The organism is Vibrio breoganii (assembly GCF_001677275.1).
In the GTDB taxonomy this organism is placed as follows: Bacteria; Pseudomonadota; Gammaproteobacteria; order Enterobacterales; family Vibrionaceae; genus Vibrio; species Vibrio breoganii.
Genome location: NZ_CP016179.1, coordinates 49,601 through 64,677, shown reverse-complemented (window position 1 = coordinate 64,677; position 15,077 = coordinate 49,601). Strand labels below are relative to the sequence as shown.

13 protein-coding genes are annotated in these 15,077 nt (G+C 45.8%); 2 read left to right on the top strand and 11 right to left on the bottom strand.

The features are described from left to right. Nucleotides 1-86: 86 nt before the first annotated feature. Entirely contained in the window at nt 87-1,163 is a 1,077-nt protein-coding gene (locus A6E01_RS19205) for an AI-2E family transporter (RefSeq protein WP_065211105.1), read from the top strand. A gap of 57 nt (nt 1,164-1,220) precedes the next feature. On the opposite strand, the gene A6E01_RS19200 is transcribed toward A6E01_RS19205, so the two are convergent. The 6 genes from A6E01_RS19200 to A6E01_RS19175 are packed head-to-tail and all read right to left on the bottom strand — an operon-like array spanning nt 1,221 to nt 8,304. Continuing rightward, on the bottom strand, nt 1,221-2,807 hold the full coding sequence (locus A6E01_RS19200) for a GspE/PulE family protein (protein WP_065211104.1): 1,587 nt from the start codon (nt 2,805-2,807) through the stop codon (nt 1,221-1,223). Between the two features lie 14 nt (nt 2,808-2,821). After that, the gene (locus A6E01_RS19195) at nt 2,822-3,631 is read right to left on the bottom strand and encodes a hypothetical protein (RefSeq protein WP_065211103.1); all 810 of its coding nucleotides are present in this window, start codon (nt 3,629-3,631) and stop codon (nt 2,822-2,824) included. A 4-nt stretch (nt 3,632-3,635) separates the two neighbouring features. Next, entirely contained in the window at nt 3,636-4,802 is a 1,167-nt protein-coding gene (locus A6E01_RS19190; RefSeq protein WP_065211102.1) for a hypothetical protein, read from the bottom strand. 15 nt (nt 4,803-4,817) lie between these two features. Next, nucleotides 4,818-6,323, bottom strand: coding sequence for a hypothetical protein (locus A6E01_RS19185; RefSeq protein ID WP_065211101.1), 1,506 nt, complete (start codon nt 6,321-6,323; stop codon nt 4,818-4,820). Then, nucleotides 6,323-7,258, bottom strand: coding sequence for a hypothetical protein (locus A6E01_RS19180; RefSeq protein WP_065211100.1), 936 nt, complete (start codon nt 7,256-7,258; stop codon nt 6,323-6,325). The genes A6E01_RS19185 and A6E01_RS19180 overlap by 1 nt, the downstream gene beginning before the upstream one ends. After that, nucleotides 7,255-8,304, bottom strand: coding sequence for a hypothetical protein (locus A6E01_RS19175; protein WP_065211099.1), 1,050 nt, complete (start codon nt 8,302-8,304; stop codon nt 7,255-7,257). The genes A6E01_RS19180 and A6E01_RS19175 overlap by 4 nt, the downstream gene beginning before the upstream one ends. 186 nt (nt 8,305-8,490) lie before the next feature. On the opposite strand from A6E01_RS19175, the gene A6E01_RS19170 reads away from it, so the two are divergent. Beyond that, the gene (locus A6E01_RS19170) at nt 8,491-10,641 is read left to right on the top strand and encodes a DNA topoisomerase (protein WP_167714339.1); all 2,151 of its coding nucleotides are present in this window, start codon (nt 8,491-8,493) and stop codon (nt 10,639-10,641) included. 195 nt (nt 10,642-10,836) lie between these two features. Here the strand turns inward: A6E01_RS19170 and A6E01_RS19165 are convergent, their stop codons facing one another. From A6E01_RS19165 to A6E01_RS19145, 5 genes are all read right to left on the bottom strand, one after another. Beyond that, entirely contained in the window at nt 10,837-11,364 is a 528-nt protein-coding gene (locus tag A6E01_RS19165; RefSeq protein WP_065211097.1) for a hypothetical protein, read from the bottom strand. 54 nt (nt 11,365-11,418) lie between these two features. Further along, nucleotides 11,419-11,937: a hypothetical protein gene (locus tag A6E01_RS19160; RefSeq protein ID WP_065211096.1), complete on the bottom strand. Its 519-nt coding sequence runs from the start codon at nt 11,935-11,937 to the stop codon at nt 11,419-11,421. Nucleotides 11,938-11,960: 23 nt separating this feature from the next. Next, a complete protein-coding gene (locus tag A6E01_RS19155; protein WP_065211095.1) occupies nt 11,961-12,668 on the bottom strand; it encodes a zinc-finger-containing protein in 708 nt (235 codons plus the stop codon). A 73-nt stretch (nt 12,669-12,741) separates the two neighbouring features. Beyond that, entirely contained in the window at nt 12,742-13,248 is a 507-nt protein-coding gene (locus A6E01_RS19150; protein ID WP_156744641.1) for a hypothetical protein, read from the bottom strand. Between the two features lie 127 nt (nt 13,249-13,375). Continuing rightward, entirely contained in the window at nt 13,376-15,076 is a 1,701-nt protein-coding gene (locus A6E01_RS19145; RefSeq protein WP_065211093.1) for a conjugal transfer protein TraG N-terminal domain-containing protein, read from the bottom strand. Nucleotide 15,077: the final 1 nt, after the last annotated feature.

The window sequence follows — 15,077 nt, the reverse complement described above, 5'->3', positions numbered from 1 at the left end:
TCGAAGTTATCCTTCTTCCCCTGCTTAACCTTTTCCGCCACAGATACCATCAACCGCTACCCTCTCTCCCAACTATATGAATCACTATGAATCTGAAAAATTTGAAAACCGAGCACTACTTTCTGATCTTCTGGTTAAAAATAGCCATGCTCTTTTGTGTTGCCCTCATATTTCCGTTCATCCACTCACTGGTGATAGCGTTCCTACTCTCTCTTGTTGCTCAACCTCTACACGGCAAGCTCACCAAGAAATTCGGCACGAACATGAGCGCACTCGTAATATGCATCGCCACAACACTCTTAATATGGACGCCTCTAGTTTTCACCTCTCTAATCATCTCCAAACAGGCATTCACCACATCACACGACATCTATCAGTGGACGGTTAGCAGCGGACTCCAGAACGTAATTTCGGCAGATTGGTCTCAAACACATCTCGAGTGGCTGAACGAGTACGTACTGCTCGAACCGCTTACCATCCAAGACATAAATCAACACATCCTCACATACAGCGCCTCTATCAGCAGTAAAGCTCTTCAGTACGGCGGAACTTTACTCGCCAACCTTACCAATGCCGTCATAGCATTTCTGATCATGATTTTCGTTTTGTTCTTCTTCTTGAGAGATCACGAGCGCATCATCACCAACATCAAAACACTCGTAGTATTACCCGAAGGCCAACAACAACTGCTGCTAACCCAAACGAAACACGTTTCCAGAACCATTATTTTTGGCACATTGGCCACAGCACTACTTCAAGGATTCGCCGGCGGAGTTGGAATGTATGCGGTTGGATTTCAAGGCCTGCTTTGGGGTGCAATCATAAGTGTCGCATCGCTCATTCCAATCCTTGGAACATCCATTGTATTAATCCCTGCAATCCTGTTCTTATTACTGACACAGGATTACTCAGGAGCACTTTTGTTAACCGTTTGGTCTGTAGGGGTGGTAGGCGCGATCGACAACCTAGTGAGACCACTTCTTATGCGTGGCGCGGGACACATGAACACTATGATGGTTCTATTGTCCATTCTAGGTGGCGTACATATCTTTGGGCTTATAGGCCTAGTCTACGGACCTCTTCTATTTACACTCGCCATCGTGCTATTTCGACTCTATGCGATAGAAGTAGCACCTAGACTGACTTCTAACTCACTTTCCTAAACAAAAACCGGTGAATCGCCAATAGCCATTCACCGGTTTCACTTACTAGAACATCACCTAAAAGGTATCTGCGTAGATATCCTGCTCTTCGACTGGGATCAGGTTGTCTACCTTAGCCTCAACCGCCATAACATCCGTCCAGCCATTTTCAATCTTGTGGATAGCGTGCTCACGAACCGAAGCCCAACCTATAGAAGATATGTATTCTATCAAACCCGTCAAATCCATCTCTCGGATGAACGCGCGCGATTTATCATTCACTAGCACCAATTCAAACAAAGCAGTTCGGCCTTTATAACCCGTACCATCACAGATAGAACACCCTTCAGGGTTGGCGTACACAATCTTAGATGTATTGAGATCTAGGCTTTCCACTTTAGCAACTGCCTGCTTCAACACCTCTGGCACATCGCCAAGCGCCATCACTTCCGAGTGCTTCAACGCACACTGACACGTTCGCTTCACCAATCGCTGATGCGCAAGAGCCCTTAACACACCAGGCGCTCCTAACTGGAACGGAGATACATCCATCTGCATGACCAAGGTACTAATGGCAGACACAGCATTGTTCGTATGAATTGTACCTAGAACAAAGTTACCTACTTCACTCATTCGCATAAATTCTTTCGCCGCATCAGCATCCCTTACCTCACCAAACAGCACACAGTCGGTATCATTCCTGAGCAGGGCCTTCGCTAACTGAGTGAAACCCTTTGGTTTCAATCCGTCCTTATCCGTCACACTTTCATCCACTCGTGTTTGGACTGCATTGGGCTTAACCATTACGTTCTCAGGTGGATCTTCTAACGTATGAATAAAGCGATTATCTGGGATGCAATACTCTAGAATTGAGTTAATGGTCGAAGTTTTACCTGACCCCGTCTCACCCGTAACAAGCATCGACCCTTGAGCATTCTTAGCTAACGATTCAACAGCTCTTATTTGCCCTGGCGCCAAACCTAACTGATCTAATGTAGGAATCGAACCGGCACCCGCTTCAACACAACGCATTGTCACTTTGGAGCCTTTTGTTACCGGAAGCTGACTAAGACGCCAACTCGTTAACTTCGTCCTTGTAGTGGTGCGCCCATTCACTATCACGGTTTCTTCTAATTCAATCTCAAACGTAACATCAGCACGCCCTACGATTGAATAGTTTCGCCCTTGACCAAGGTTCATCACCGCGTAAGTAATAACCTCCTCACCATACTCTGCTGTCTGCTCACTAACGGGTACAAAATCACCGAAAATACGATAACCAATCTCCGTCCTCTGACCTAGAACATTAACTATGTGAATATCTGACGCTTCACGCTCAATTGCATTTTCTAGCAAACGCTGCAGCTTCTTAGAAGCCTCAGTTTCATTAATTCGATTTGATGCTGAACGATTGGACGCTAACTCCATCTTCAGTTGCTTAATACGCTCATCTATCGATTGCTTATCGAGCACCTTGATCTCTGGATACTGACCATAATACTTACCGCCAAACAACGACGCATCATTTCGGAGCAACTCAGCTAAGTCATGAACACCATCATGCTCCATGTCATACGTGCAGACTTCACCGTGCTCACCAATATAAGCAACACCATACTCTATCGTTCTATCTATGATTGTTCGATTGCTAATGTAATCAAGCATGTATCTTTCCGCCCTTAGTAATGCATAGGGGGCATGTAACCCGATTCAATATGTGTAGACGACGTAGCATCCTTTGATTCTTGTGGCGTGTAACCAACAAAAATCTTACGTGAATGCTCAGTATCAATATGCTCAAACTCAATGTATGTGCTACTAATATCTTTCACCAACACACCACCAAACGTCATCCCTTCTTCCGCTTGAATTCGCCTTTCACCAAGCTGAATCCACCCAACACTAGCACCATTACGCGATGTGACCGAAGTTACCTTTAAGTGCGCGAACAAAGACTCGATCTCTTCAGTAGTTAACTTATCGTCCTTCTGCCCTTGCTTTGGCTCTTGCTTAACATCGACAACAGACGGAGCAGCTGGTATCGCTTGGACTGGATGCTGTGGTGGCATCATCCCAGACTCAACACCAGGGTTACGCGGGGAATTGAACACTAGACCACCCAACTCGGCCGGCAATACCTTACGTTGACTTGAACCGGTCAACTCTCTTAACTCGTTCGACAGTTTCGCCTGATTGATTTTCGCTTCTAGCAATCGAGACTCTTGACTCAAAGAGAGCAATTCAGCATCAGATGCAGACAACTCAGGTAAACCTACAAATTGCATTACCGCTGGCGGCTCAACTTCTTTCTCAACCTCAACGGTATGAACCAGCACTCGCCCACTATCCTCTGTATTCTGCACAGCAAGTCCCGCTCTCTGAGCGCGAGGATCAACACTTCCATCGAACAACGTGTCGTAGGCTAAATACCCAAGCACAGATACCATTACCCCAAGCACCGCGGCTTGATTCTTTTGTTTTTTATCCATTTTTCTATTTAACCCCGTAAATTACGAATTCGATTTCGGCTGAGACTCGACTATCGGCACGCTCTGTCATATTCACTGAGCGCAATACAATCGGCATACCATCAAAAATTTTCACACCACTGATGAGCGTATATGCAGGTACATCAACGAAAGACACCATGAAACTCTGCTCACTGTACGAACCTTTAGATACCTCCGAGTTCGACATAACACTGGCACCAAGCGCGACAAAAACATCAATTACAGAATTTCTTAACTCATTGATCGCTACAATATTTGTCGTCCAATCCTGCTTGAGCGAGGGACTGCTATGAACCTCACGCGCATACCCTGCGCTCTGACCATTTACGCTCAAATCACTAGGGCGCACTTGCGCATACCTGAAATGCTCAAGCTCAGAAACCGACCCCCCAGCATTCACAATTCCCGCAGAAACCAACCCCCGAGAATAAGTCACTCCCTCATAGCGCCATCCATCAGGAAGACCCGAGAGCATCGTAATCGCCTCCACCGAAGGAACGACACCATGACTCAGTACAACACCCTCAGATATGACATTCTTATACCCTTCATACTTGTCAACGTAGACAATCTTTTCTTGGCGAATTATCTGTTGCTCTACCTTTGTGACTTCCTGCCAAATGTACCCAAAACACGCTAAGACAACCCCCACACCGGCAGCTGACAGAATTCGCTTCTGCTGGACTTTCACTTCATGCATAAAACCAGACAATGCATAAGCGTTCTTATCTATCTCTCTTGGAGACGACAGTAAGCGCACCTTCACATCACCCGTATCCACACCAGCGAATGAGAACACTTCACCTATCGTTATTGGGCTTTCTCCCTCAACAACCGGCTTTAAGGAAATACAGACCCAATTCTTGTGCAAGAAAACACACGGTTTACCATGCATATCTTCAGCGATAACAGTGAACGAGCCATCACCAACAACGGACTCACCAAACTGATCTCTAACTAAATCAATAACCAGTTCCACTCCAACTAAACCAGGAGATTCACTCGCATATCTAACAACCTGATCATCGCGAAACAGCGCCAACTCATACTTCAATTTATGAGTAGCCCTTAGCTTCTTCAGGAGAGTTTTCTCTTGACCACCACTCGTGACGGCCACTGCCTGTATAACTATTCCCGTTTCAACTTTCATCAAGAACTCCCGCTACTAATGCGTAACCATTTCACGGCGAGGAGTCACCAACACCAACGTATCAATCACCTTTTTAGATGACGCCTTACCCGTTGTTGTCTCAGCGAATTTCGCCTCAGAAGTAGTCACACTCTCTTGACGCATATGAGTGACAACAATAGTTTCATTGAACTTGTACTTACCCGATGTATTGAAGCGCGCTTGACGAACCTGCGGAGATTTAATGGTCACACTTTCGATAGCAACCTCATCAAAACGCAGGAACTTACTCAGGACACCCGTCAAACGCAGGTAAATGTCATCTTCTTTGATGGTCACGTTCGCTAGCATCTTCACACCATCGCGAACTATGCTCTTAGAGATACTGGTTGTCGGATAGGCCGCACTGTCTGACGCATAAGTCACCTCAGTTTCACTGATGTACTCCTGACTCTCTGACATATCGATTTCTTGGACTTGATAGTTTGAAGCCTTCACTCTTTGAGTCGTTCTGACCGAGACCTGTCCCGACTTACTTAGGTAACGAATCAGCGCACTCGTACCTGCCGAACCACCTTTAGAAGAGCCAAGATTCAACCCCTCACCATACAGCGACGTTCCTAAATTCGGTGCGAGTGCCGTAATCCCACCAACGAAACCACCTGTATTAAGAACAGCTTCAAGTTCTGCTCCGATTTCACTTGAACCATCTGATACGTATTCGACTACCGCAATTTCAAGAATCGCTTCGCGCTCGAGTTCCACAACACTTTCTGCAATGTATTTCTCAATCTGAGCCATCAATCTTGGGTTGGTTTTCACGACAATAGAATTCAACAAAGGTGCAATCTCAACCGAACCTTCTTCTATCGCCTGACCATCACTAGAGCGCCCAACAAGCAACGCTTCCACACCCGTGCGGATATGCTCAATCGCACTGTAGTTGTCTGCACCAATCGATGAGTACTGACCATCTCCGGAACCTGTTGTAGACACATTGCCACTTAACATGGCATCCCCACCACCGGACGAACCTGCGCCACTTGAGCCCAACTGATAGCTCATTGTCCCTGCTACTGCAGGTATAAAGAAGGTCCTAATAACCTCGTTATCAACAGTTACAAGCTCCCCTGTATAATCAATACCGTAGTTCGAGGACACCGATAGAATGTTTAACGCCTCTTTTGCTGTACCCTCGAAATAGATAGACACTGGCGTCGTTGGATCGACACCATGGCCATAGCGAATACGGATATCATCACCAAGCACATCCCTTAACACCAAGTTCAATGGAAACTGCTCCGCAATCAAATCTACAGATTCCGACAGCCATTCAGGTTCAGACTTTTCAATAAGCTTTGCCGTTAACATCGGAGGACGGTCCATCGTGAATACCTTCGAGTATTCAGTGGCTTCCACAACCTCCAAAACTTCTACACCACTCAGTCGCGCATGTTCATTTACTTCATCGTAGGTTTTAAGCGCACCACACCCAGACACAGCAGCGGCAATTGCGCTAACTAAAAATAACTTCTTAATCATTAACGCACTTCCTCTAGAACGTAGATTTCACGCACTGACGGAACGACAGCACCTCTTAGTGTTGAAAAACCCGATAGCATCTGCTCAAGCGCACGCTTAACATTTCCCTGCTCTGTCACAACCGGATAACCAAATGGCACTTGGTATTGACGCGCCAAGTACATATCTTCACTCGCCTTCCAACCGTAGTGCTCACCTAGACGCTCGAAGTTTTCAATCAAGGAGCCAGGCTCAACATGGAACATGGTCACCGGCAATTTTGATGAAGTCACAATTGCAGTCTGTGACTCAGCATCTAATTCAACACTGAAGTGCAACGATTCAACATCGCCCTGACTTAACTCTCCCTTGCGATGAACCACTAACTGCCCCTTCGCCTTATCAATCAGCGAATCAATCGCATCAGGCAGTGAGCTGGTTATTTGATATGTCGCATCTGCACGACCACGCAATACAGATACCTGCTTAAGATCAAGTAACTGACCAACAGTTAAGTAACCGTGGTCACCCAACCAACGGTGCAATGCCTCTGCATATGTCTCTGTTTCATAAATTGCGAAATCGTAGGTTTCATCAACCGCCATAATGTATGTGGCCGATTCCGCAATATATGAGGCATGTTTACCCTCTTTTAGTTGAGCGTTAAAATGCTTAAATTGCTGCTCACCCGACAACGCCTCAGATGGATGCTCCTCATGAACCACGTTTGGTTCTACAAGAGTTTCCTGCGGCAACACTTCGTCTTTGTCCACTTCAAGCACGCTTGGATTCACAGAGGCTAACTCAACCAACTCCAAGTGAGCTGGCTTATCAAGCCAAATGGACGACTCAAGGATCATCACCTTCTCATACTCGTTGACCTGCGAAGCACAACCACTAAGCACTGCAGAGCACGCAATCGCCAAGACCGCTGTTTTAGTTAATTTAAAATTCATTTGTTTCGCACCCTAATCACCTTGGATGATTCAATTGTTTGTATTGACACCGGATAACCCTCCGCAACAACACCCACTGACTCACCCATAAAACGACTAAGGACAGTCACGTAAGGTACGGTCACAGCATAATCAGTCGCCAGGTACTCCAATGTGTACCCGTAGAAGTCAGCCATTCGTAGCAGGTTGGATTTGACTGATGTTGGCTCAACCTCAAACGTGACCAGTCGCTCAGTAGAATGGTATGGATGGATAATTAGGCGATTCGTGTCCTCCTCATGATGAGCAGATACAAGCAAGTCACTTTCAGTTTCTTGCAAAGACGTCCTAATCAGATTTTGAATAGCATGAAGAGAGTTTCGGCCTACTTCGTAATCCGACTCTGCAAATTGATAGTCCAGTAAATCCGCATATTTTTCTCGCGGTAGATACCAAACTAAAGAACTGTACCCAGCATGCTTAGACCACGCCGAGATGGTTTGATGAAGCGTGTAACCTTCGTAATAGTTATATTTCAACCACGACGCAGCTAGACGAGCCTTTCGTGCATCCTCTACATCCTTTCTTCCAGCTCTTGCCTGATCGAATAACGGAGTAAATACAGTCGACTGATTTACATTCGACAATTGCATTGAGTACGGATGAACGAAAACCGTATTAGTTTTCGAATCGTAAAACGGCAACAGCCCAGAACGATCAAAAAGCGCCAAGAACCCTGCTTGTGGATTCTCGTACTCCAAGTCGAACACCTGATGGCGTCGTTGTGTAAACTCATATGGGTTCAAAGAGTGATGCCACTCAACGAACTCCACACCCAACTTGTCTGCCAGCATATTTGCCGCCAACACAGTCAAAGCGCCTGATGACACCTCGAAGAATTCTTTCTCCACCTGCGGGTACAAATTTACAGCTAGCGGTACATCTGCGTGCTCTTCACTGGAAGCCTCCCCTTTGAAGACAGGGAATGACTCAAAATCGTACAGAGCAGTAGTCGAACAACCGGACAGCATCAGCGCCACTACCCCAGCCATTAATGTGATTCTCATTTTTTGGTTCCTACGGATTACATGCTGACCCTTAGTGCAGAACCAATGTACGTTTTACCTTGTCATGCTTCTTTTTTGGCCCTCACCACCTCGTATTCATACCCACTTTTGAAAACCAACTACTCACGAGCACATCACCTTTTCCTCTACAACGATCATTCACACTTTCAATTGGGCCCAAAAACTATGCGTCTTTATATCACCGAGAAAAAAGAAGTAGCGACGGCACTTGCTAGTGCGCTAGGTAATCAAGCAACAGCAAAAAATGGATACCTAGAAGCGGAGAATTACAGAATTACTTGGTGCAGTGGCCATCTGTTCGCCCTTCAGGATCCTGAGGACCATAATCCCGCTTATAAGCGGTGGTCTCTTGATGATCTCCCAATGACTTGGCCAGTAAAACTAAAGCCAATTCCGCGCACATCTAAGCAATTGAAAGTAGTGCAACAACTGATTAGTGAGGCATCAGAGATCGTGCATGCCGGTGACCCAGACGCTGCAGGGCAAGCTATAGTTGATAACGTCATTAACTCATGCTCACGCAAGCCTCCAGTCATCCTTCGCGCCCTTATTAACGACAACAACCCAGGCGCCATTCGAGCCGCAATCAACAATTTGCGACCAAATGAAGAATTCATAGGGCTCTACCTTGACGAAACAGCGAGATCAGTTGCGGACCAAAGATTGGGATACCAATTGACCCGCCTGTTAACGACACAAGCACAGAAACAGAATGCTGAAACATCCTTAAAGCTGAACGTTGGGCGCGTGCAGTCAGCCATACTTGGATTGTGCGTTCGTAGAATGCAAACTCGTGAAAGTCATAAGATTGAGTATTACTACACGTTAAAAATCGCAACAGATACACCTGCCGGCCCCCTCTTTGCAAAACTCAACCCCGCGGAAGAACTGGGCTTAGAGCTAGATCATGAAGGGCGTTTTTTCAATAAAGAAGAAATTGAAAGACTCGCAGAGAGCCTTGAAGGAGCAACCGTTTCAATCGAATCAATTGAACGTAAACGCGCCAAAGATAGCCCTACCCTGCCGTTCGACCTTCTCAGCTTGCAGATTGAAGCATCTCGACTCTATGGACTATCACCGGATGAGACCCTTGCTATTACTCAAACCCTTCGCGAGAAACTAGCCATCAGCTACAACCGTTGTGATACCAGATATCTAACCGACGAAAAGCACGCAGAAGCTCCGCAGGTCATTGCAAACCTTGCAACCATTCCTGCATATACCTCTGTTGCCAATATGGTAAACCCAAGCATTAAAAGCAGAGCATTTAACACTGCCAAGACCACGGCTCACCATGCCTTAGCCCCTACAGGAAACGTCTCGCAGTATGAAAAATTCTCGAGAAATGAGAAGGTTATTTATGCGCTGATCTGCCGTAACTATCTGATTCAGTTCATGAGTAAGAGAGAGCGTGAGATCACAACATACTCAATATTGGTACAAACCGAAGCTCAGCAGTTCTATACCTTTGAAGGAAAGTGCTCGCGAGTCATTGAGCTAGGTTGGGAAGTCTTATTCTCACGCGATCAGGACTCCGATGAAATCAAGGAATCCCAAGAGGAAGATAATAGCGACATTGATACAAACAGTCTCTACGCAGGACAGGCCATCGCCATCGATGACATTAATGTCGGAGCTCAACAAACCAAAGCACTACCCGTATATACCATAGAGACTCTGCTCAAAGATCTTCAGCACACCAGTAAGTACGTTACTGACCCAAAGATTAAGCAATACCTTTTGGACAAAGACTCGAACACAACAGAAACAGGCGGAATAGGCACTCCTGCCACCCGAAGTGACATCCTCAAGAAGCTTTTTGACAACGGTATTCTTTTAGCTGAAGGCAATAAAACTAAGAAAATAACCCCAACCGAAAACGGCTACCTACTCTATGACATGTTACCAACATCGATCACTAGCCCGAACACAACTGCGATCTGGGCACATCAGCAGAAACTGATCAGCGAACTAAAGCTTGAATGTGAAGATTTCTGGACGGAGTTAGATGAGTTCATCCGAAACGAAACCATGCGCATTAAAGAGCATGGATTGAACATTCCTAAGAAGTATCTGAAAGCACCAAGACCACAATCTCAGTGCCCACTATGCAGTGCGCAAATCCCACTTCTAAAAGGCAAATTCGGTAACTTCTTCAAGTGCGGCGATTGCAACAAAACATTCCCCGAACTGAACAAGAAACCCTTCCATAAGGCGTGCCCGGAATGCTCTCAAGACCTAAGAATCATTAAACCAAAGAAAGGGAAATCTTTTATCGGGTGTACCGGCTTCCCTGAATGCAAGCACACCGAGTGAGAAAAGGGGAAGCAATGAAACTATACAAATGCACCGAGTGCTCATGCCAGTTTGAAATCGACGGGAGTCCCTGCATCATCATGCCCGTCGTTGACTTTGAAGCCATGATTAATCAAAAACCAATCGTGGCCGAGTGCTCACCATTCACCGGCCCCTGGGTTTACCTTTGCCCTGACTGCACAGAAACCCAAGGACTTAATGACCTTTGAACTGAGTATGCTTGTCAACGATCGCCTGAGCCTCTTGGGCACTGACATTGAACCGGGCGAAAATGACTGGCCCACGAGATTTCACAAAACTAAATAGAAAATAAGAATCTGAGCGAACCGGAACAAGTCGCATCTTTGCCAGATTTACATATTTGTAGGTATCTATCTCATATTCCCCAACATAATCTACGATACCGCTCTCAACTTTCGAATCGACATAATAACTAGCCTTGCTATACAGCCACTCCCTAAACTGCTGATGATAAGTATGCGACGGAGCAACACGCGCTATTCCTTCTTCCGTACCACCAAATATAAAGTGATTTCGCACCTTGTCGTAAGAGCCATTGTAGAACCAGCCTTGACTCATGAAATGCATGTGCAGTTCTGCTTCGGTCTCAGTTGGGAACATTAGGATACTTTCCGGGAGATCGTATGTGTCTTCATATTCAAACTCCAAAATACCAACATCACCATTCAAGTCTTCATGTAACGTGTACGAAACTCGCGCCATACAACCACTCCTTAATAGAAAAATGAAAACCCTACACAATGTGTAGGGTTAAGTTTAGATCATTAACTCTGCAGCCATCTCCGAGGAGTTCAACACCCCAGAAGACATATCTACATCATCGTTAATATAAGACAGCACCTTCTTAAACAAAGGGACGCGATGGTCCATTTCCTCTGCTTTAGAATTCACTATTCGAGATATATAGAGAGCATAACTCCCACGTATCATCTCAGCATTCAAGCTATAAACAGTCTCAACGCAACTCTTAAACGAGAATGCATGATCCTGATTTACATCAGAGAACACCCAGCAAAGAACATCCTTAACCTCACCTAAAGGCCTTGGTCTGTTCCGCCCTGGCGTCAAGCGATGCTTAATCACTGACTCTGACTCCTTGAGCATCATCTCCTGAAACCCAAAGACGCTGCCGGCAGGTATATACGCTCCAGCCATAAACGAACTAGCAGACTCAACCGCTACCTCATCAAATGACTCTGGATCTAGCAAAATCGCCATGTAACTACTAACGACATGCAGATCAACCTTATGCAACCTTTTCACTCTCAAAGCCATATCAGCCTCCTAAAATTCTCACTCTAAGAAACCGAAAGACCCAACGAAGCAGACGCTGATTGTCTTTGTATTGCAGATAGTCCTGCATCAAAAGACTCAACCTGTTCCACCGTTGTCAACCAACCGATATGACAGTACCCTTTTGGAATACCACTATGGTAACTAACCAGGTCATATAAATGACCATACGATGCAAACCACGGCACAAAGCCACTGTCTAGAATCGTTTCCATACGTCTATGCAGTTGATTTCGGCGCTCACGCACCTCTTTACTAGCAGGTAAACTCTCTGGAATACCATTCATGTCACTGCGACCTAGCAAGCCGCACTCATCACAACGATAGTTCCAGTGATTTCTGTTAAGAGAGTACGTCCCACCACAAACACACTTGCATTTAAGACCCTCAAATACTTTAGGTTCTGTTTTTGCAATGTAGCTTTTGATGATCTCACCAACGTAATAGGCTAGAGAATAATCCGCAGATTCAGCGTTAAGTCCATTCTGAACGAGCACGACATCCTCCTCACTCAACTCATCAATGTTAGGCTTACCCAACATCCCAAAGTAACAATCGAGGTACTCAATAACGCGCGACCCGTTCGCTTCAAAGCGTGAAGTGGGCTCAGCATCCACTTGCGATTTAAACAGGTGTTTAACCTTTCTAAACATCCGCTTTCTACGCTTCTCACAAAACGTAACTGGTGTGCCTTGTTTTTCTTTTTGAGCCATAAGTGTTTCCTTCATTGCCTTTACGGCATTAGTAAGTCGGATATCCGACAATTTCACGACACGTGAAATTTCTTTATCTTGAAGCTAACGGCATTCCTCGCAACATAATCAACACTTCCTGTGTAGACAGTAACGTTAGCGATGACAACGCTCTTAGAACCAACGGCATCACACGAAATACAACCGTCTGTGGAAGATACACACTATGTACAACTCCCCCATCACTCCTTTTCCCGTTTGCTAGCCTTACGCCAAACGTCCCACTCTCCAAGTTACTCTCAAGGTACAAAATCTTCCCATGATGCGGACCAATCTCTATTTGCCCTTTAAATCGACCCAACAACCACTGCCCAAACTGTATTAACTCGTTCTCCGATAGAGCAAACACCACCTTACTACTCCACCGACCTTCCCTACCCGAAGCTCCCTCGGTAATATCCGCAAACTCCATAAACACCGTCTGTAAATGGGCTTTTTCGCCATTCATGCGTCGTAGCTTCTCAGTCTGCTTAGCATCTCGCAGAGCAAACAACACCGCCGATTTACTACAAAACCGAACCACCTCATTCTGATACAGCACCGCCCAACCTCCTCCCTGTTTCTCTTGAACCAAATTACCGAAGTAACACCAACATAATCAACTTTTTGAACGCAGATAAAAAAAGGGTGGCACCTAAACAGCACCACCCCAAATATCGATTAGAACGCTAGGTATTTCCCCTACCTAACCTCATCTTCTCTTCTTTTTCACTTTTTCTCTGCTGCGCCTCACCCGCCGCAAAACCTTTCTTAACTTGGGACGTACCCAACTGAGCACCAGCAATAGCATTTTCACCAATGGAGTTTGCTGCACTCGCCACTGATGCGAACCCACCAGCCGCCGCACTACCGACCGTTTGCATTATTGCCACCCACAGAGCTGGAGTACCAAGAATAAATATGTAGCCAATAATCTCATTACTGAAATATTTGCTCTCCACATCTGGTTGAGATCCGTATGACACCAAAATGGTCTGCAGATAGACCCCGACATTTAGCCAAAACGGCACCAAAGTAATCGTAAAATAGGTTAGAGCTAGCGAGAAAACGACCTTTGGCTTATACCCTGACAGCACGATAATCAATGCTCCCATAGCCAATATCACTGATTGAATTACACTGACCCCCAAAGGGATTAGGTACATAGCACCAGAGGATATGATTGACTGTTTAACCGCGAAGTAAGCGCCACCAACATTTAGAAGCCCAGATTTTAACGCCTGACCTGCCGAACCAATACCCGCAACCCTTTCCGCTGTCGTTATATCAGTAAGCGTATCAACACTCTTCTTTGTCCACGCAGATGCTTGTTGGCCTAACAGTTTACCTTCATCCGTCTGAAGCAAAGAGCTATCAGCAAGCGAGTTTACATAGCCCAACTGTGTCAGTTCTCTTCGAACATCCACATCAGTAACCTGCCCATAGAGATTAAAGAAATCTCTAAGGATCCTCTGCACATCAACAGTCGTAGTACCCATACCACCGCCAGTACCGTCATTACCAATACTAGCGCCAGCTTCAAACGACTCATCCAGACTCAGATAGATAGCATCATCCAACTCACCGGCCACCGTTGCACAGGACTGCAGACTTCCTGGAGTAGACTCACCAAGCCAGTTTTCAGGCACCGTCATATACATTTCAGACACAGCACCATTTTGAAGTGCATTCTGATAGATCATTCTCATCTGTGGTGAATTGAAGCCAAAGTATTGCTTCTGTGCCATTAGCGTTAACGAGTTATCGTCCGGCCTTGGCACTGAACCCATAGAGTTAGTTGATTGAGCTCGTTCTAAAGCCTTCACAGCAGGCACATAACACGTTTCATGGAATGTAGCGGCTTGCGCTCGTACAGTTCTATTTCCTGGAACAGCCAAATCAACCAGCCTCGACAGGTAACTTAAGTCTGCGCCTTGCGAACATGGGATTTGAGAAATCAGCGCGCCGTTCAGAGCTTGGCTAATGTTATTCACCAATCCAAACATTAGGCTTGTGTTGTGGTTACCGAATATAGTCAGATCGGTTGCAGGACGAACATCCTCAACCGTTCTTGCCCCTTGCATAACTGAGTTATCTACAGCGCACGAATACTTCTTGAACTCATAGCTTGGTGCGGATGACAAAGGCATCACGCACAACCACAGAATAAAGAACACTGACAGCAATCGAACCTCAATATTCCTTAGAGCCAAAGACGCGGGACTACCCTCATCCAAACCTTGCGCTCGAGACGACATACTTTCAGCAATAATGATGAATATAATCGGCACCAGATACAGGTTTGTCTGAGCCAGTAGCTCATAGGCATTAGCACCTAACGTCATTCCAAATGGAATCAAATACAAAGCAGAAGCTTCACTAATAATCATT